Annotated in this window: 16 protein-coding genes; 8 read left to right on the plus strand and 8 right to left on the minus strand. The window is 72.0% G+C overall.

What is annotated here, in order from left to right:
• Nucleotides 1-102: 102 nt before the first annotated feature.
• From ACWCP2_RS15580 to rfbA, 4 genes are all read right to left on the minus strand, one after another.
• Complete coding sequence (locus ACWCP2_RS15580; protein ID WP_450909102.1) at nucleotides 103-1386, minus strand: acyltransferase family protein; 1284 nt, start codon at nucleotides 1384-1386, stop codon at nucleotides 103-105.
• Nucleotides 1387-1459: 73 nt separating this feature from the next.
• Nucleotides 1460-2416 carry an NAD-dependent epimerase/dehydratase family protein gene (locus ACWCP2_RS15585; RefSeq protein ID WP_450909103.1) on the minus strand — a complete coding sequence of 319 codons (957 nt, stop codon included), beginning with the start codon at nucleotides 2414-2416 and terminating at the stop codon, nucleotides 1460-1462.
• A gap of 58 nt (nucleotides 2417-2474) precedes the next feature.
• Nucleotides 2475-3371, minus strand: a complete 897-nt coding sequence (locus ACWCP2_RS15590) for a glycosyltransferase family 2 protein (RefSeq protein WP_450909104.1) — start codon at nucleotides 3369-3371, stop codon at nucleotides 2475-2477.
• A gap of 100 nt (nucleotides 3372-3471) precedes the next feature.
• Nucleotides 3472-4347, minus strand: a complete 876-nt coding sequence (gene rfbA / locus ACWCP2_RS15595) for a glucose-1-phosphate thymidylyltransferase RfbA (protein WP_450909105.1) — start codon at nucleotides 4345-4347, stop codon at nucleotides 3472-3474.
• A gap of 128 nt (nucleotides 4348-4475) precedes the next feature.
• Between rfbA and rfbB the strand changes: the two genes are divergently transcribed.
• The 6 genes from rfbB to ACWCP2_RS15625 all read left to right on the plus strand — a co-directional run bounded on the left by rfbB (nucleotide 4476) and on the right by ACWCP2_RS15625 (nucleotide 11968).
• On the plus strand, nucleotides 4476-5453 hold the full coding sequence (gene rfbB / locus ACWCP2_RS15600) for a dTDP-glucose 4,6-dehydratase (protein WP_450909106.1): 978 nt from the start codon (nucleotides 4476-4478) through the stop codon (nucleotides 5451-5453).
• On the plus strand, nucleotides 5450-6835 hold the full coding sequence (locus tag ACWCP2_RS15605) for a lipopolysaccharide biosynthesis protein (RefSeq protein ID WP_450909107.1): 1386 nt from the start codon (nucleotides 5450-5452) through the stop codon (nucleotides 6833-6835). The genes rfbB and ACWCP2_RS15605 overlap by 4 nt, the downstream gene beginning before the upstream one ends.
• A gap of 120 nt (nucleotides 6836-6955) precedes the next feature.
• Complete coding sequence (locus ACWCP2_RS15610; protein WP_450909108.1) at nucleotides 6956-8698, plus strand: ABC transporter permease; 1743 nt, start codon at nucleotides 6956-6958, stop codon at nucleotides 8696-8698.
• A 72-nt stretch (nucleotides 8699-8770) separates the two neighbouring features.
• Nucleotides 8771-10090 (plus strand): ABC transporter ATP-binding protein, encoded by a 1320-nt coding sequence (locus ACWCP2_RS15615; RefSeq protein WP_450909109.1) that lies wholly within the window; start codon nucleotides 8771-8773, stop codon nucleotides 10088-10090.
• A 17-nt stretch (nucleotides 10091-10107) separates the two neighbouring features.
• Nucleotides 10108-10326 carry a hypothetical protein gene (locus tag ACWCP2_RS15620; protein WP_266878693.1) on the plus strand — a complete coding sequence of 73 codons (219 nt, stop codon included), beginning with the start codon at nucleotides 10108-10110 and terminating at the stop codon, nucleotides 10324-10326.
• A gap of 139 nt (nucleotides 10327-10465) precedes the next feature.
• Complete coding sequence (locus ACWCP2_RS15625; protein ID WP_450909218.1) at nucleotides 10466-11968, plus strand: SPFH domain-containing protein; 1503 nt, start codon at nucleotides 10466-10468, stop codon at nucleotides 11966-11968.
• A 33-nt stretch (nucleotides 11969-12001) separates the two neighbouring features.
• Here the strand turns inward: ACWCP2_RS15625 and ACWCP2_RS15630 are convergent, their stop codons facing one another.
• Nucleotides 12002-13048 carry a WD40 repeat domain-containing protein gene (locus ACWCP2_RS15630; protein WP_450909110.1) on the minus strand — a complete coding sequence of 349 codons (1047 nt, stop codon included), beginning with the start codon at nucleotides 13046-13048 and terminating at the stop codon, nucleotides 12002-12004.
• Between the two features lie 76 nt (nucleotides 13049-13124).
• On the opposite strand from ACWCP2_RS15630, the gene ACWCP2_RS15635 reads away from it, so the two are divergent.
• A complete protein-coding gene (locus tag ACWCP2_RS15635) occupies nucleotides 13125-13817 on the plus strand; it encodes a GDSL-type esterase/lipase family protein (protein WP_450909219.1) in 693 nt (230 codons plus the stop codon).
• 115 nt (nucleotides 13818-13932) lie between these two features.
• Nucleotides 13933-14922 carry an aldo/keto reductase gene (locus ACWCP2_RS15640; protein ID WP_450909111.1) on the plus strand — a complete coding sequence of 330 codons (990 nt, stop codon included), beginning with the start codon at nucleotides 13933-13935 and terminating at the stop codon, nucleotides 14920-14922.
• A gap of 133 nt (nucleotides 14923-15055) precedes the next feature.
• Here the strand turns inward: ACWCP2_RS15640 and thpR are convergent, their stop codons facing one another.
• From thpR to ACWCP2_RS15655, 3 genes are all read right to left on the minus strand, one after another.
• Nucleotides 15056-15661 carry an RNA 2',3'-cyclic phosphodiesterase gene (gene thpR / locus ACWCP2_RS15645; protein ID WP_450909112.1) on the minus strand — a complete coding sequence of 202 codons (606 nt, stop codon included), beginning with the start codon at nucleotides 15659-15661 and terminating at the stop codon, nucleotides 15056-15058.
• A 66-nt stretch (nucleotides 15662-15727) separates the two neighbouring features.
• Complete coding sequence (locus tag ACWCP2_RS15650) at nucleotides 15728-17083, minus strand: MFS transporter (RefSeq protein ID WP_450909113.1); 1356 nt, start codon at nucleotides 17081-17083, stop codon at nucleotides 15728-15730.
• A gap of 24 nt (nucleotides 17084-17107) precedes the next feature.
• Nucleotides 17108-17545, minus strand: a complete 438-nt coding sequence (locus ACWCP2_RS15655; protein ID WP_328299437.1) for a MarR family winged helix-turn-helix transcriptional regulator — start codon at nucleotides 17543-17545, stop codon at nucleotides 17108-17110.
• Between the last annotated feature and the right edge of the window lie 38 nt (nucleotides 17546-17583).

A 17583-nucleotide genomic window follows, 5' to 3' on the forward strand; every position in this document is an offset into this window, starting at 1 on the left:
GGACATGCCGCAGAGCATCGAGGAGTACTGGCCGTACTACCACCGGATGCTGGCCCTTTCGAGGGGCCCGGCCGCCGCCGTTCGCGTTCCGCTGTCGCCGCCTCAGCCGGCGGTGGTCGCCGGGGACGGCTCCGGTTCCCCGACGGCGGGCTGCGGCTGCTGCGCCTGCTGCGGCCGGCGGTCCTGCGGCTGCGCCGCATCGGTCCCGCGCTGCTGGAGCCTGCGGACGAACCACGGCGTCCAGTTCTTCAGCTTCATGGCCGGCGACTCGATCAGGTGCCAGGAGAGCGCCGCGAGCACCAGCGTGCCGGCCATGGCCAGCAGCAGGAAGACCGGCTTGCCGTACTTGGCGTAGCCCAGCAGGGCCAGCGCCTGCTCCACGGTGAAGCCGTAGATGTAGATGCCGTACGAGTAGTCCCGCTTGCGCCCGATCTTCTGGAACGGCCGCGGCAGCCGGACCGCGAGCCACAGCAGCAGGTACGCGAACGCCGGGTAGCCGAAGACGAAGACCCCGCCGAAGGCCAGCGTGCCGCCGAGCACCGCGGCGCACAGCAGCGCCAGGCCGTCGTGGACCGGCACCCGGTCGCGGTACAGCTGGAACGTGGCGCCGATCAGGAACACGAAGCACAGGTGGATGATGAAGTGCACCGACATGGCGCCCAGCAGCGGCACCTCCACGGCGGCGCTCATGTTGCCGGGGATGCCGCGCAGCGAGGGGGCGGCGATCCAGTCCCGCAGGATCAGGATGCCGAGCAGGACGGCCGACAGCGGGACGAGCTTGCGGGCCCGGGTGAGGACGCCGGAGGCGGCCAGCACGCCGACCATCACGTAGCAGAGGATCTCGTACTTCAGGGACCACAGGGCGCCGTTGACGCCGGGGTCGAAGTTGGTGCCGCGGGCCTTTCCTTCGGCCAGCACGCCGGCTATGTCCCAGTGGGTGCTGATCGAGGTGTTCCAGGTGCCCTTGAGGTAACTGAGCGGGCCCTGGGGGTGGTTCCAGTACCCGTCGACCGAGCCGTGGAGGTAGGAGTACAGGAAGGGGACGATGATCAGCGAGGAGACCAGGAGCGAGCCCCACAGGCCGGGCAGGATGCGCAGGGCGCGGTGCCAGGCGTAGCGGCCGGAGGTGCTCCGGGCGCCACTGCCCGTGATCATGAACCCGGACAGGACGAAGAAGCCGATGACGGCCATCTTGCCGACGTCGGTCTGCGCCCCGCTGTACTTCCACAGCGGGTCCAGGGGGCCCCACCCGAGCGGCCACACGTGGGAGAGCACGACCGACGAGGCGAGCAGCAGGCGCAGGACGCCGAAGCTGTTGGCCCGCGGTGAGTACAGCTCACCGAGGGTTCCGCGCCTGCCGGGCAGGACGGGTGCGCTGCGAGACATAGGGGAGTCAGACTTCCTTGGAGGGGGTCCGCCGGGGGGCTCGGCGGTGGGCCTGGGGGACCGGCGGTCCGGCTCAGACGCCGACCGGCGGGCGCACGGCGGTCCACAGCTCGGCGACGGCGTCGCGCAGGCTCCGGACGGGCTTCCAGCCCAGCGCCCGCTCGGTGGCGGAGATGTCGAGCTGCTGCCACTCGGTCTCCGGGCCGGTGCCGGCCGGGGCGGGCACCTCCACGATCCGCGTCGGTACGCGGCTCTCCTCGATCAGGAGCTCGACCACCTCGCGGGCCGACGTCGCCCGGCCGAGCCCGAGGTTGAGGACCGGCGGGCAGGCGCGCTCCGGGGCCAGGGCGAGGACGACGGCGTCGACCCCGTCCTGGAGGTGGAGGAACTCGCGCTGCGCGGTGAGGGGCATCAGCGACAGCTCCGCGCCGTCGCCGGCCTGGCCCTCGGCCAGCTTGCCCGCCATGACGCCGAGGAGGCTGTGCGCGGGCTGGCCGGCGCCGATGACGTTGCCCAGGCGCAGCACGATGGCGTCCAGGCCGTCCTCGCGGACGGCCTCGGTGATCAGTTCGGTGGCCCGGAGCTTGAGCTGCCCGTAGAGCGTCGAGGGGCGCGCGGGGGAGTCCTCGGCGTAGCTCGTGCCGACCGGGAAGAGGCCGTACTCGTGCACGGATCCGATCTGCACCAGCCGCGGGGGCTTCGCCATGCCGCGCAGGGCCTCCAGCAGGCGTTCGGCCATGCCGAGGTTGGCGGGGACCATCTGTTCGTCCGTCAGGCCCCAGCTGCCGCCCGCCGCGTTGACGACGACGTCGATGCGGTGCGCCGTCAGGAGCTCCGCCAACTCGGCCGGCGGGTCGAGGGTGAGGTCGAAGGCGGCGAACGCTCCCGGCAGCGTGAGCGCCGGCTCCTTGCGGGCGACGGCGAGCAGCCCGTGGCCGCGCTCGTCGAGCGTGGCGCACAGGGCCCGGCCTATGAAGCCGGTGGCGCCGAGGACGGCCACACGGGGGAGGGGCTGGCTGGTGTGGGACATGGGCGTGGGCTCCGGACGGTGGGGAGGGGGGTGGTGGCCGTGGGGGCGGGGTGCGCCGTCAGCGGTGGTCAGAGCCGGCGACGTGCCGCAGCAGGGTGCGGGCGCCGTCGCTCTGCTTGTTCTTCAGCGCGCCGGGGAGCATCGTCAGTGCGTGGATGCGGGAGGACAGGTGGAGCCGGGAGGCCTTGGCGGCCTTCGTCCAGCCGTTCTTGTCGAGGCGGTCGGCGACGTCCATGAAGAAGCGGTTGGCTTCCTCGAAGCGCTTTCCGGTGAAGGCCTGCTGGGAGGAGATGCTGACGGCGTGGCGGCGGTACTGGAAGCACAGGGTGTCCGACAGGAACATCTGCTCGCCGGCCTGCAGCAGGTCGATGACCAGGGCGAGGTCCTGGGTGACCTCCAGGTTGTCGCGGAAGCCGGCGGTGCGGACGGCCTCGGTGCGCCAGCAGATGGAGGGGAAGAACAGCCAGTTGCCGCGCAGCAGGCTCGTGGCGAGCGTCTCGCCGCCCATCAGCGCCTCACCGGTGAACCGGGGCTTGTACAGGCGGCGCTTGGACTGGTCGGCGAGCCCCTCGGTGGGCTTGCCCGCGCCGTCGATGACCTCGACGCCCGGCTGGACCATGCCGATGCCCGGGTGCTGGGCGATCGCGGCCCGGACGGTGGCCACGTATCCGGGCAGCATGATGTCGTCGGTGCCCATCATCACGAAGTGCTCTTCGCGGACCAGCCCCAGGCACTTGCGGTAGTTGCCGGTGACGCCGAGGTTCTGCTCGTTGCGCTGGTAGGAGACGCGCGGGTCGTCGAGCTCCGCGAACCAGCCGGGGACGGACGGCTCCTTGCCGTCGTCGACCACCGTGAGCCGCCAGCCGGGGTCGGTCTGGGCCAGCACGCTGCGCACGGCGGCCTGCATCAGGGCCACGTCGCCGTAGTAGGGCAGCATGATGTCGAGAGTGGTCATGAGGAGTGCACCGGGGCCTTCGGAAGGGACGGAACGGGAGGGGTTCGCCGGTCGATCGCCCGGTCCGGGCCGAGCGGCTGGGTGGAGGGCTCGCGGAACGTCACGCGCAGCTCTTCTCGTCGAGCAGGGCCAGCAGGTAGGCGCCGTAGCCGCTCTTCAGCAGGGGGTGGGCCAGCTCGCGCAGCCCGTCGTCGGAGAGGAAACCGGCCCGCCAGGCGGCCTCCTCGACGCAGCCGATCTTGAAGCCCTGGCGCTCCTCGATGACGCGTACGAACTCCGAGGCCTGGACCATGGAGACGAAGGTCCCGGTGTCCAGCCACGCCGTGCCGCGGTCCAGGACGGTGACCTCCAGGTCGCCCTTCCTGAGGTAGGCCTCGTTGACGGCGGTTATCTCCAGCTCGCCGCGGGCGCTGGGCTCGATGGTGCGGGCGATCTCGACGACCCGGTTGTCGTAGAAGTACAGGCCGGGGACCGCGTACCGGGACTTCGGCTTCTCGGGCTTCTCCTCGATGGAGATGGCCCGGCCGTCCTCGTCGAACTCGACGACGCCGTAGGCCGTCGGGTCGGCGACCGGGTAGGCGAAGACGACGCCGCCCTTGGGGTCGGTGCGCTCGGCCAGGCGCGTGCCGAGGCCGCTGCCGTGGAAGATGTTGTCGCCGAGGATCAGGGCGACCGGCTCGTCGCCGATGAACTCGGCCCCGAGCGTGAACGCCTGGGCGATGCCGTCGGGGCGCTCCTGGACCGCGTAGTGCAGATCGAGGCCGAACTGTGATCCGTCGCCGAGGAGGCGCCGGAACTGGTCCTGGTCCTCGGGTGTCGTGACGATGAGGATCTCGCGGATACCCGCCATGACCAGCGTGGAGAGCGGGTAGTAGACCATCGGCTTGTCGAAGACGGGGAGCAGTTGCTTCGACACGGCTCGGGTCAGGGGCCAGAGCCGGGAGCCGGTGCCGCCTGCAAGGAGGATTCCACGCATGCGTGCCACCATACGTTGCGGCCCTTCGGGGGTGATAGACGACGAGGTCCGGCGGCCCGCCGGGGACCCGGGCGGGGATCCGCGGAGAATGCCGTCCCTCCTCTGTGGGCCAGTAGAGTGAAAGCACTATGCGCATTCTCGTGACCGGTGGCGCCGGTTTCATCGGCTCGCAGTTCGTCCGCTCCGTCCTCTCGGCAGATCCTGCCGCCAGGATCACGGTCTTCGACAAGCTGACGTACTCGGGCGTCGAGGAGAACCTCGCACCCGTGGCGGGGCACGCCGGCTACGCGTTCGTCCGCGGTGACATCTGCGACGTCGAGGCCGTCGACCAGGTCATGGCCGGACACGACGCGGTGGTGCACTTCGCCGCGGAGTCCCACGTGGACCGTTCCATCGCCGGGGCCGGCCCCTTCGTGATGACCAACGTCGTCGGTACGCAGGTGCTGCTGGACGCCGCCCGCAAGCACGGCGTCGGCCGCTTCGTCCACGTCTCCACCGACGAGGTGTACGGCTCGATCAGCGAGGGCTCCTGGACCGAGGAGTGGCCGCTCGCGCCGAACTCCCCGTACTCCGCCTCCAAGGCGGGCTCGGACCTGCTGGCGCTGGCCTACCACCGCACCCACGGCATGGACGTCGTGGTGACGCGCTGCTCCAACAACTACGGGCCGTACCAGTTCCCCGAGAAGGTCATCCCGCTCTTCACCACCAACCTGATCGACGGCAAGAAGGTCCCGCTGTACGGCACGGGCGGCAACATCCGCGACTGGCTGCACGTCGCGGACCACTGCCGCGGCATCGAGCTGGCCCTGCACAAGGGCCGCGCCGGCCAGGTCTACAACATCGGCGGCGGCGTCGAGCTCACCAACAAGGAGCTCACCGGCCTGCTGCTGGACGCCGCGGGCGCCGGCTGGGACATGGTCGAGCCGGTCGAGGACCGCAAGGGCCACGACCTGCGCTACTCCCTCGACATCAGCAAGATCAGCGAGGAGCTCGGCTACGCCCCGCAGGTCGGCTTCGAAGAGGGCCTGGCGTCGACGATCACCTGGTACCGCGAGAACCGCGCCTGGTGGGAGCCGCTCAAGGTGAAGGCCGCCCAGCAGTCGTGAACGCCCCGGACGCGGCGGGCGCGGCGGAGCCGGAGGAGTCCGTGGTGACCGCGAAGCGGTCGCCGCTCGCCAGGATCGCGGGCGCGCTGCCCCCCGGCACCCTGCTGGTGATCACCGGCACGGTCGTGCTGGGCGCCGCCTCGTACATCCACCTGATGGCGGCGGGCCACAGCCTCGACACCGACGGCATGGCCGCGCTCTCGGTGCTGTGGACGATCCTCATGTCGGTGGGCATCGGCCTCTTCTTCCCCGTGGAGCAGGAGCTCACCCGGATCGTCGCCGCGCACCGCGTCGCCGGTACGGGCGTCTCCGGGATCCTGCGCCAGATCGCCGGGCTCACCCTCGGCATGATCGTCCTGCTGGGGGCCGGGCTCGCCTGGGCGGCCCCGCTCCTCGCCGACACCTTCTTCTACGGGCACACCGAGATGGTCGGCGCCCTCGGCCTGGCCTTCGCCGCGATGGCCCTCAGCAACATCTGCCGCGGGGTGCTGGCCGGCCTCGGCCGGTTCGGCCCGTTCGGCTGGCAGCTGGGCATCGACGGCGGCCTGCGCATCGGCCTCGCCGTGGGCTTCGCCCTCGCCGGGGTCCGCTCCCCGCTGGCCTTCGCGCTGATCCTCACGGCCGCCCCGCTCATCGCCGCCCTGGTCACCTCGGTGCCCGTCTTCCGGGGGCTCGCCGCGGGGCCGTCCGACCGCTGGTCGGGGCTGATCGGCGGCCTCGGCCCGCTCGTCCTGTCCACCCTGCTGTCCCAGGTCGTCGTCAACGCCGCCGTGGTCAGCACCAAGCTCCTCGCGCCCGAGGACGGCGCGCTCGTCGCGGGTCTGCTGAACGCGATCGTGCTGGCCCGGGTGCCGCTCTTCGTCTTCGGCTCGCTCCAGGCCTCGCTGCTGTCCGGGCTGTCCACCGCGGCCGCCGCCGGGGACCGCGCCGGCTTCTCCCGGCTGCTCGGGCGGACCTCCCTCGTCGTGATCGTGCTCGGTCTGGCCGGGGGCCTCCCGGCCACCCTGCTCGGACCCTGGCTCATCGAGGTGCTCTTCAAGTCCGAGGCCGGGCTCGGCCACGCCGTGTTCTTCTGGATCTCCGCCGGCACCCTCTGCTACATGCTGGCCATGGTGCTCGGGCAGGCCCTCCTGGTCCTGCACAAGCACCGCCTGCAACTGCTCGGCTGGGCCGTGGCCACCCTGGTCCTGGTCGGTGCGACCCTGCTCCCCGGCGAGGTCTCCACACGGGTGTGCGTCGCCTACACCCTGGCCTCCTTCGCCGCCGTCCTCGGCATGGCGGCGGCCGTGTGGGCGACCTTCCTGCGCCGGCCCCAGGCCGCCGCGCCCGCGGTGGCCGCGCCGGGCGAAGCCGCGGCACCGGCCCTGGCCGACCGGTCCTGACCGGAGCCTGCCCCTTCTCCGCCGGTCCCGGCCCGGTCCCCTCCCGCCGGAGGCGGCCGGGCCGCCCCGGTTGGGTGACCTGGGGTGTGGGCGCCCGCACGGCGTGATCCGCTGGACGGGATGAAGACCTCCGTGCGCCCCGAGACCCACACCGGCCAGGCGGCCCCCACCCGCACCCGCCTGTCCTGGGTGGACTTCGCGGTGGCGGCCGCCTTCCTCGTGCTCGGGTACGCGATCCTCCAGGTCGGCAAGGGCACCACGGTCAACTTCGACCCCGCCGACGTCCCCGATGTGAACACGGACCCCGCGAAGCTCCCGTACTACGCGGCCCGCAGCGTCCTGCGCATGTTCATCGCGCTGATCGCCTCCGTCGTCTTCACCTTCGGCTACGCCTACGCCGCCGCCCGCAGCCGCCGCCTGGAACGGGTGCTGATCCCGGCCCTGGACATCCTGCAGTCCGTTCCCGTGCTCGGCTTCCTCTCGGTCCTCGTCACCTTCTTCGTCGCGCTCTTCCCCGGCTCGCTCCTCGGCCTGGAATGCGCCGTCATCTTCGCGATCTTCACCTCCCAGGCCTGGAACATGACCTTCGGGTTCTACGCCACGCTGACCTCGCTGCCCCGCGAACTCGACGAGGTCTCCCGCTCCTTCGGCTTCACCCGCTGGATGCGCTTCTGGCGCGTGGAGGTCCCCGCCGGGGTCATCGACCTGGTGTGGAACGGCATGATGAGCTTCGCCGGCGGCTGGTTCATGCTCGTGGCCTCCGAGGCCGTCTCCGTCTCCGGCCAGGAGTACGCCGTCCCCGGGCTCGGCTCGTACGCGGGCACCGCGATCGGCGAGGGCGACCTCGGGAAGGTCGGCTGGGTCATCCTCGCGATGACCGTCACCATCGTCACCGTCAACTTCCTCTTCTGGCGGCCCCTGACGGCCTGGGCGGAGAAGTACAAGAACGAGCAGTCGGAGTCCACCGACGTCCAGCGCAGCTACGTACTGGACTTCCTGCGCCGCTCCCACTGGCCGCGCCTGCTCGGCCGGGCCACCGCCCCCGCCCGCGAGGCCACCGGCCGGGCCGCCCGCGTACTGGGCCGCGACGACAGGGCGCTGTCCGTGGACCCGGCCCGCCGCCGCACCGGCGACGTGGTCTTCGCCGTCGTCGCCGGAGCCGTCATCCTGTGGGGCCTGTACGACCTGGTGCGCTACCTCCAGCGCGAGACCGGCCTCGGGGTCTTCGGGGAGCCGCTGCTGCTCGGGCTGATCACCTTCGTCCGGGTCATCGTGCTCGTCGCCGCCGCCACCGTCGTCTGGGTGCCCGTCGGCGTGTGGATCGGCTCCTCGCCCCGGCTCACGAAGATCGCCCAGCCAGTGGTGCAGGTCCTGGCCAGCTTCCCCGCGAACCTGCTCTTCCCGGTGGCCGTCTGGTTCTTCCTGCGGACCGGGCTGAACATCAACATCGGCTGCGTCCTGCTGATGGCCCTCGGCGCGCAGTGGTACATCCTCTTCAACGCCATCGCCGGAGCCATGGCCATCCCCTCCGACCTCAAGGAGGCCATGGACGACCTCGGCGTCCGCGGGCTCCAGCGCTGGAAGCGCCTGATCGTCCCCGCCGTGTTCCCCTCGTACGTCACCGGCGGCATCACCGCCTCGGGCGGCGCCTGGAACGCCTCCATCGTCGGCGAGGTCGTCACCTTCGCCGGGACGACCCTGTCCGCGACGGGCCTGGGCGCGTACATCTTCCACGCCACCGAGGACGGTGACTTCCCCAAGCTGATCGCCGGGATCGCCGTCATGAGCCTGTACGTCGTCGGGCTCAACCGGCTGTTCTGGCGGCCCCTGTACCGGCTCGCGGAACGCCGCTACTCCCTCTGAGACCGCACCGCCCGCCCCCGCCCGAGATCCGAGCCGTCCGAGCCGTCCGAGCCGTCCGAGGAGCCCGCAGCGATGACCGCGCCCACGACCGCGACCACGATCCTCCAGGCCGCCGCCCTCACCAAGTCCTACGCCGGAGCCGACGGGGAACTGCCCGTGCTCGGCGGCATCGACCTGGAGATCCGCGAGGGCGAGATCGTCGCCCTCCTCGGGAAGTCCGGCAGCGGCAAGTCCACCCTGCTGCGCTGCCTCGCCGGACTGATCCCCGCCAGCTCCGGCTCGGTCACCTACCGGGGCGAGGAACTGCGCGGGGCGAACCCGGGCACGGCGATGGTGTTCCAGACCTTCGCGCTGCTGCCCTGGCTGACGGTGCAGCAGAACGTGGAACTGGGCCTGGAAGCCAAGGGCATGGACCGCGAGGCCCGGGCCCGGCAGGCGGTGGAGGCCATCGACCTGATCGGCCTCGACGGCTTCGAATCGGCCTACCCGAAGGAGCTCAGCGGCGGGATGCGCCAGCGCGTCGGCTTCGCCCGGGCCCTGGTCGTGGAACCGGACGTGCTGATGATGGACGAGCCGTTCTCCGCCCTGGACGTGCTCACCGCCGAGAACCTGCGCGGCGAGCTGATGGAGCTGTGGGCCTCCGACCGCTTCCCCGCGAAGGCGGTCGTCCTGGTCACGCACAACATCGAGGAGGCCGTGCTGATGGCCGACCGGGTGGTGGTGCTGGGCTCGCGGCCCTACGGGACCATCAAGGAGACCTTCGCGGTGGACCTGGCCCGCCCCCGGGACCGGGCCGGAGCCGAGTTCGAGCGGATCGTGGACGCCGTGTACGCGGTGATGACCGGCCGCGCCGCCAAGACCCCGGCCGCGGCCCCGCCCGCCAAGCGCACCCCGGCCAACACCCCGCTCCCGGCGGCCAGCGTCGACGGGATGGCGGGCCTCGCCGAGATCGTGCTCCAGCGGGGCACCGGCGACGGCACCGTCGACCTCGCCGACCTCGCCGAGGAACTGGGCCTGGAGGTGGACGACGTACTGCCCCAGGTGGACGGGCTGGAACTGCTGGGCCTGGCCGAGGTACGGGGCCTGCACCTGGTGCTGACCGCGCGCGGCACCGCCTTCGCGGGGGCCGACGTACAGGAGTCCAAGGAACTGTTCGCCGAGGGGGCCATGGAGGTCCCGCTGGTGCACCTGATCCACACCACCCTGCGCAGCTCGCGGGGCGGCACGCAGCGCGCCGGCTTCTTCCGCGACCTGCTCTCGCACCACTACACGAGCGAGCAGGTGGAACAGCAGCTGGAGACGGCCACGGACTGGGGCCGCTACGGGGAGCTGTTCGGCTACCTCGCGGACGGCGAGGAATACCGTCTCGACGAGGAGCCGGGACGGGGATAGCCCCGTACGCTCGCTCCATGGGGGAATCGGACATGGTGGGGCTGGACGGCCGGGTCACCGGAACGGTGGGGCCCGGGCTGGTCGGGGAGGTCATCGTGCGGATCCGGGGCGGAGCCGAGCACTTCCTCGCCCACCCGGCCCCGGGGACGGGCCGGCTGGCGGTCGGGACGGTGGTCACGGTGGTCGAGTACCTGCCGCCGCGGACGGTCTACGTGATGGCCGCGTACGGGGACTGAGCAGGGGCACCCCCTCCCGGGGGCTCTCTCGTATCAAGATGGCGACAAGATTCGGCCGCCGTCTTCACGCCGCCCTGACGCGGGCGCACACTCGCCTTCTTCGGTGGCGAACGCCACCGCGTACGAGGGGGAGTTGCCGATGTCTGTCGGCGTACTGGCAGGGATTGTCGTGGGCGCGATCGCGGCCGCGATCGGCCTGTTCAAGCTCATGTGGCGGGTGGCCGAGCCCAACGAGGCACTGGTCATCTCCGGCTCCGCGCACAAGACCGAGGGCATCGCGGAAGGCATGGGCTTCCGGATCGTCACCGGGCGGGGAACGATGGTGCTGCCCGGCGTACAGGCCGTGCGCAAGCTGTCGCTGGACCTCAACGAGACCCAGCTGAACGTGGACTGCGTGACCCACCAGGGCATTCCGCTGCGGGTCAAGGGCGTGGTCATCTTCAAGATCGGCGACGACTTCGTGTCCATCGCCAACGCGGCCCGCCGCTTCCTGGACCAGCAGAAGATGATGCCGGAGCGGGTGCACATCGTCTTCGCCGGTCATCTGCGGTCCATCGTGGGCGGGCTGACGGTCGAGGACATGATCCGCGACCGGGAGAAGCTGACCGGGCAGACCCGGGCGGCGTGCGGTACGGAGATGGAGAAGCTCGGACTGATCGTCGACTCCCTCCAGATCCACGAGATCGAGGACCCGACGGGCTACATCAAGAACCTGGCGATGCCGCACGCGGCGGCCGTCCAGCGGGACGCGCGGATCGCCCAGGCGGACGCCAACCTGCGGGCCACCGAGGCCGAACAGGCCGCCTTCGCGCGGATGTCGGAGGCCACCCGGGACAGCGAGATCCTCCAGGCGGGCTACCAGGCCGAGCGGGACAAGGCGGCCGCCACGGCCCGCCAGGCGGGCCCGCTGTCGGAGGCGGCGGCCCGGCAGGAGGTCGTGGTCCAGGAGACCCGCGTCGCGGAGCTGGAGGCGCACCGGCGCGAGCAGCAGCTCCAGGCGGACGTGCGCAAGCCCGCGGACGCGGCGGCGTACGAGACCCGGACCCGGGCCGAGGCGGACCGCGACGCGCGCATCTCGGCGGCGCAGGCCAAGGCGAAGGAGACGGAGCTGGCGGCCGCGGCCGAGGCGACCCGGGTGACGACGGCGGCCGCGGCCGACGCGAAGGCCACGGAGGCACGCGGCATGGCGGCGGCGACCGCCACCCGCGCGACCGGCGAGGCGGAAGCGGCGGCGACCCAGGCCAAGGGCCTCGCGCAGGCGGCTTCGGCCAAGGCGAACGGCCTGGCCGAGGCGGAGGCCGCCCAGGCCAAGGGCCTCGCGGAGGCGGCGTCCATCCAGGCGCGGGCCGCCGCGCTGGCGGAGAACCAGGAGGCTGTGGTCGCGCAGCAGCTCGCCGAGAACTGGCCGGCGATCGTGGAGGCGGGCGCGGGCGCCTTCGGCAACGTGGAGCACATGATCCTGCTCAACGGGGCGGAGGGCATGTCGGAGATGTTCGCGAAGGCCCTGACGATGGGCGGCACGGGCCTCGGCCTGGCCCGCCAGCTCCTCTCCACGATGTCCCAGCCGACGCCTCCGGAGCCGACCCCGGTCAACGGCTCCTCCCCGTCGCAGTCCCACCAGATCCCGATCCAGGGGGCGTAGCAACAGGAGCCGCGCGGCGCCGGACCCGGAGGGTCAGGCCTTGGGGCGGCGCCGCAGGAGCCGCTTCGCGGCCAGGGTGACGGCCATGGCCACGAGCAGAACGAGCGCGCCCTTCGTGAAGCTCCCGGACGCGGGGGCGGCGGGCGCCCCCGGGGACGGAGCCGGCGCGGCCGGGCCGGACGCCGAAGGCGAGGGCTTCGCGGCCGGCGCCGCCACCGGGACGGCGACGACCCGGCTGCCCACCCCCTCCGCGCCGAACATCAGCGCCGACCCGTCCACCGTGTAGGTCACGGACTCCGCCTGACCCTGCCACGGCGCGGCCACCGCCTCCCCGTCCCCGACGGCCCGCCCGTCCTTCCACGGGTACGTCTTCGCCCACAAGTACCCCCGCAGCGCGAGTTGCCGGCCGTCGGGGGAGAATGCCCCGTCCGTGACCCACGGGACGTCCCCGATCCGCCGGAAGGTGTTCGTGCCGGAGGCGGACAGGGACGCGGGGCCCTCGTAGAGCCCGCCGGTCTTCTCGTCCTTGCTGGCGATGTACACCCGCCCCGTCACCGGATGCACCATCAGCGCCTCGGCGTTCCGCGGCCCGTCGGCGTACTTCACGGTGAACTGCTCGGCCTTGACCGTGGCGTCCGCGAGCGTCTTCGGCTCCGGGAAGCGGTAGATCCACACGTGGTCCCAGGTGCCGCCCCGGTTGTCCCCGATGTCGCCGACGTACAGCCGCCCGTCCGGGCCGAGCGAGATCGCCTCGACGTCACGGGGGCTGCCGATGCCCGTCAGGGTGATCCGGGCGACCGTCTTCCCGGTCGCGGAGTCCACGGCGTACACGTACGGGCCGTCGTCGCTGTCGTTGTGCGTCCAGTAGACGCCGGGGTGGATCCGGCTGGCCGCGAGCCCGCTCGACTCCTTGATCCGCGGGTCGGTGATCGTGAACCCGGACGCGGGCCCGGACGCGGGCCCGGACGCGGGCCCGGACGCGGGCCCGGACGCGGCGGCGGCCACCGAGGGCATCAGCACGAGGGCAGCAGCAGCAGCAGCGGCGGCGGCAGCGGTCAGGGGCAGCAGGTGCGGGCGCATGCCCCTACCCTGCCAGCCCGCCCCGCGTGTCCGGCATCACAGGAGCCGCGACCCCGTGATCCGCGAAGATGACCGGATGCGTTTCATGTTCGTCGGGGATTCCATGACCGTCGGATGCGCCGGCGACTACACCTGGCGCTACCGGATGTGGCAGCACCTCGACACCACCTTCGGCGGCCCGTTCGAGATCGTCGGGCCCCGCAGCGGGCTCTACGACGCCCTCGCGGACGCGCCGGCCAGCGATGCCTACGCCGACCCGGGGTTCCCCCTGGAGACCCGCCGTCACCTGGCCGGCTGGGGCGAGGGCTGGCAGCACATGGCCCCGCTCATCGGGCCGGCCGCCGGCGCCGCAGGGGCCGACGTGCTGCTGGTCTCCCTCGGCCTGATCGACCTGGGCTTCTACACCGCGGCCGAGGGCACCGCCGCCAACGTCCGCCGGTTCGTCGAAGGGGCCCGCGCCGCCCGGCCCGGCATACGGATGGTCCTGCTGCCCGTCATACCCAACATCAGGGCCCGGGACGACGCGCCCTTCGCGCGGCAGGTCGAGCTGTTCAACGAGCTCCTCGCCAAGGCCGTCGCCGACCTGTCGAGCCCCGCCTCGCCGATCCTGCTGGCCGCGCGCCCGGAGGCGTACGACATCGACCGCGACACCTACGACGGCACGCACCCCAACGCCTCCGGCGAGCACCGCCTGGCCGGGGAGTTCGCGGCGGTCCTCCACCAGGCCTGGGGCCTGGGCGGCCCGTACCGGCCGCGGCGGGACACGTAGCGCGGGAGACGCAGTGCGGGAGACGCAGCGCGGGAGACGCAGCGCGGGACACGTAACACGCGCTTCACGGGCGGGTCTTGCTTCGAGCGCACTCCAGGCAGTTGGCTAGGGGCCCATGGAGTACACGCAGCTCGGACGCACCGGTCTCAAGGTCAGCCGTCTCGTTCTCGGCACCATGAACTTCGGCCCCCAGACGGGCGAGCCGGAGAGCCACGCCCTCATGGACACGGCCCTCGACGCCGGCATCAACTACTTCGACACGGCCAACGTCTACGGGTGGGGCGAGAACAAGGGCCGCACCGAGGAGATCATCGGTACCTGGTTCGGCCAGGGCGGCGGCCGCCGCGAGAAGACGGTCCTCGCCACCAAGGTCTACGGGAGCATGGCCGCCGAGGGCGACCCGTGGCCCAACTACGACCGCCTGTCGGCGCTGAACATCCGGCGGGCCGTCGAGGCCAGTCTCAAGCGCCTGAACACCGACCACATCGACATCTACCAGTTCCACCACGTGGACCGGCGGACGCCCTTCGAGGAGATCTGGCAGGCCGTCGAGGTCCTGATCCAGCAGGGCAAGATCCTGTACGCGGGCTCCTCGAACTTCCCCGGCTGGAAGATCGCCCAGGCCAACGAGGCCGCGGCGCGCCAGGGGCGGCTCGGCCTGGTCAGCGAGCAGTGCCTCTACAACCTCGCCGAGCGGCGGGCGGAGCTGGAGATCATCCCGGCGGCCGAGGCGTACGGGCTCGGCGTCATCCCGTGGTCCCCGCTGCACGGCGGGCTGCTGGGCGGGGCCATCCGCAAGGCCTCGGAGTCGGGGCGCACCGCCACCGGCCGCTCGGCGGACGCGCTCGCGAACAGTTCCGTACGGGCGCAGGTGCAGGCGTACGAGGACCTGCTGGACAAGCACGGACTGGAGCCCGGCGAGGTCGCCCTGGCCTGGCTGCTGACGCGTCCCGGTGTCACGGGCCCCATCGTCGGCCCGCGTACGCCGGAGCAGCTCGCGTCCGCGCTGCGGGCGGTGGAGCTGAAGCTGTCGCAGGAGGTGCTGGACGGGCTGGACGAGGTCTTCCCGGGGCCGGGGCCGGCTCCGGAGGCGTTCGCCTGGTAGGCGCGGGCCTGGGGGCGGGCGTCGCGGCCCGGGCCTACTGGCCCACCGCGGCGGCCACCGCCACCACGACGAACATCAGAACGAGCACACCGGCCATGACGCGGTTTCTGGTCTTGGGATCCACCCGTCGAGCCTAACGCGACCGGGCCCGCCCTTCGTACGGAGGGGCGGGCTCTCCCAGTTCCCAGGAGCCGACGACCTCGTAGCGGGGCCGCTCCCCGGGGACCCCGGAGCCGGGCAGGTCGCTGCGGACCAGGCTGAGCTCGCGGACCTGCCAGCCGGTGCCCTCGAAGGAGGCCAGGGCCGCGGAGTACGGGCGGACGTCGTGCCGCTCGTCGCGGAGCCGGCCGAGGGTGAGGTGGGGGGTGTAGCGGTGGTGCTGCTCCATGGGCACCCCGGAGCGCCGGGCGGCGGCGTCGGCGCGCTCGGCGAGCATCCGCAGGGAGTCGAGGTCCCCGGCGGCGCCCGCCCACAGGGAGCGGTGGCCGAAGTGGCCGGAGCCGTGGATCCGCAGCGGGAAGGGCGCGCTGCGGGCGGCGGCGCGGGCCAGGCGGGCGTGCAGCTCGGGGAGGACCTCGTCGTGGACCTCGCCCATGAAGGCGAGCGTGATGTGCCAGCCCGCTTCCGCGGTCCAGCGCAGGTGGTCGTCGCGCAGGTGCTCGTCGCGCAGGCCGCGCACGGCCCCGGCCAGTTCCGAGAGGGCCGCCTCGGGCGGGATGACGGCTGCGAACAGTCTCATGGTGCCGAGCCTAGCCAGGTGGGCAGCCGTGCGGCGCGGGGGCCGGGGGCCGGCCCCCGCGCGGCACTACGCCGCCGTGGCCAGCTGGCGGCGGCGGTCCGAGGGGACGAAGTTCACGCCGTGCCGGCTCACGCTGAGGCGGAGGTTGCCGACCCGGGAGAGGACGACGGCGATGACCAGCGCCGCGGCCAGCGACACCGCTCCGCCCGCGGCCATGCCGATCCGCGCGCCGTAGGTGTCCGTGACCCAGCCGACCAGCGGGGCCCCGATCGGGGTGCCGCCGGTGAAGACCATCATGAACAGGGCCATCACCCGGCCCCGCATCTCGGGGTCGGTGGCCATCTGCACGCTGGAGTTGGCGGTGACGTTCACCGTCAGGCCGAAGACCCCGATCGGGACGAGCAGCGCCGCGAAGAGCCAGAAGCTCGGTGCGAAGGCCGTCACCAGGAGCAGGACGGAGAAGAGCACCGCCGCCGCGACCAGCAGCCGCAGGCGGGACAGACCCCGCCGGGCCGCCAGCAGCGCGCCCGCGAGGGAGCCCGCCGCGATCAGCGTGTTGAACAGTCCGTACGTGCCCGCGTCGCCGTGGAAGACCTTGCTGACGAAGGCCGACAGCCAGATCGGGAAGTTGAAGCCGAAGGTGCCGATGAAGCCGACGAGCACGATCGGCCAGATCAGCTCGGGCCGCCCGGCGACGTAGCGCAGGCCTTCCCGGAGCTGTCCCTTGGCGCGGGGCTGGACCTCGACCTGGTGCAGTTCGCGGGTCCGCATGAGCATCAGGGCCGCGATGGGAGCCGCGAAGGACAGGCCGTTGAGCAGGAAGGCCCAGCCGGAGCCGACGGCGGTGATGAGGACACCCGCGATGGCGGGGCCGACCAGGCGCGCGGACTGGAAGTTGGCCGAATTCAGGCTGACCGCGTTGGCCACCTGGTCCTTGCCGACCATCTCGGAGACGAAGGTCTGGCGGGCCGGGTTGTCCACGACGGTGACCAGGCCGAGCAGGAAGGCGGCGAGGTAGACGTGCCAGACGTTGACGTGACCGGCGAGGGTGAGGACACCGAGGGCGAGGCCGGTGAGGCCCATCGCCGCCTGGGTGAACAGCAGCAGGGGCCGCTTGGGGAGCCGGTCGGCGAGTACGCCGCCGTAGAGGCCGAACAGCATCATCGGCAGGAACTGCAAGGCGATGGTGATGCCGACCGCGGAGGCGGAGCCGGTCAGGGAGAGGACCAGCCAGTCCTGGGCGATGCGCTGCATCCAGGTGCCGGTGTTCGAGACGACCTGGCCGGTGGCGAAGAGCCGGTAGTTGCGGATCTTCAGCGAGCTGAACATGGAGTTCTTGCCCGACGGCGCGGTCCCGGCGGCGCCGCGCGTAGTGGTGGATGTGTGGCCGGGGGCGGAGTCTGCTCCGGGTCCCGTACTCAAAAGGTTCGCCTCCTGGCGTCGTTCCTATAGGTGCGCGAGCTTGTCCAGGACGGGCGCCGCTTCGCGCAGCTTCGCCCATTCGTCCTCGGTCAGCCCGGCCGCGAGCCCGGCGAGGAAGGCGTTGCGCTTGCGGCGGCTCTCTTCGAGCATCGCTTCGGCCTCCTCCGTCTGGCGGACCACCTTCTGGCGGCGGTCGTCGGGGTGCGGTTCCAGCGTGACCAGTCCCTTGGCTTCCAGCAACGCGACGATGCGCGTCATGGACGGCGGCTGCACGTGCTCGCGCCGCGCCAGCTCACCGGGGGTGGCCTGGCCGCAGCGGGCGAGGGTGCCGAGCACCGACATCTCGGTCGGGCTCAGCGATTCGTCGACGCGCTGGTGCTTGAGGCGCCGGCCCAGCCGCATGACGGCGGAGCGGAGGTCGTTCACGGCGGCTGCGTCGTCACCATGGGAAAGGTCATGCATGTATTTAGAGTAACTCATTACTCTACCTAAGGAACACC

This window comes from Streptomyces sp. NPDC002104, from assembly GCF_053593795.1.

What these genes read in the sequence shown, in the direction of transcription:
- ACWCP2_RS15620 (WP_266878693.1), top strand. Translation starts at nt 10,108, where the DNA reads ATGGGGGAATCGGACATGGTGGGGCTGGACGGCCGGGTCACCGGAACG.
- ACWCP2_RS15590 (WP_450909104.1), bottom strand. Translation starts at nt 3,371, where the DNA reads ATGACCACTCTCGACATCATGCTGCCCTACTACGGCGACGTGGCCCTG.
- ACWCP2_RS15615 (WP_450909109.1), top strand. Translation starts at nt 8,771, where the DNA reads ATGACCGCGCCCACGACCGCGACCACGATCCTCCAGGCCGCCGCCCTC.
- ACWCP2_RS15640 (WP_450909111.1), top strand. Translation starts at nt 13,933, where the DNA reads ATGGAGTACACGCAGCTCGGACGCACCGGTCTCAAGGTCAGCCGTCTC.
- thpR (WP_450909112.1), bottom strand. Translation starts at nt 15,661, where the DNA reads ATGAGACTGTTCGCAGCCGTCATCCCGCCCGAGGCGGCCCTCTCGGAA.
- ACWCP2_RS15585 (WP_450909103.1), bottom strand. Translation starts at nt 2,416, where the DNA reads ATGTCCCACACCAGCCAGCCCCTCCCCCGTGTGGCCGTCCTCGGCGCC.
- rfbB (WP_450909106.1), top strand. Translation starts at nt 4,476, where the DNA reads ATGCGCATTCTCGTGACCGGTGGCGCCGGTTTCATCGGCTCGCAGTTC.
- ACWCP2_RS15630 (WP_450909110.1), bottom strand. Translation starts at nt 13,048, where the DNA reads ATGCGCCCGCACCTGCTGCCCCTGACCGCTGCCGCCGCCGCTGCTGCT.
- ACWCP2_RS15655 (WP_328299437.1), bottom strand. Translation starts at nt 17,545, where the DNA reads ATGCATGACCTTTCCCATGGTGACGACGCAGCCGCCGTGAACGACCTC.
- ACWCP2_RS15625 (WP_450909218.1), top strand. Translation starts at nt 10,466, where the DNA reads ATGTCTGTCGGCGTACTGGCAGGGATTGTCGTGGGCGCGATCGCGGCC.
- ACWCP2_RS15580 (WP_450909102.1), bottom strand. Translation starts at nt 1,386, where the DNA reads ATGTCTCGCAGCGCACCCGTCCTGCCCGGCAGGCGCGGAACCCTCGGT.
- rfbA (WP_450909105.1), bottom strand. Translation starts at nt 4,347, where the DNA reads ATGCGTGGAATCCTCCTTGCAGGCGGCACCGGCTCCCGGCTCTGGCCC.
- ACWCP2_RS15635 (WP_450909219.1), top strand. Translation starts at nt 13,125, where the DNA reads ATGCGTTTCATGTTCGTCGGGGATTCCATGACCGTCGGATGCGCCGGC.
- ACWCP2_RS15610 (WP_450909108.1), top strand. Translation starts at nt 6,956, where the DNA reads ATGAAGACCTCCGTGCGCCCCGAGACCCACACCGGCCAGGCGGCCCCC.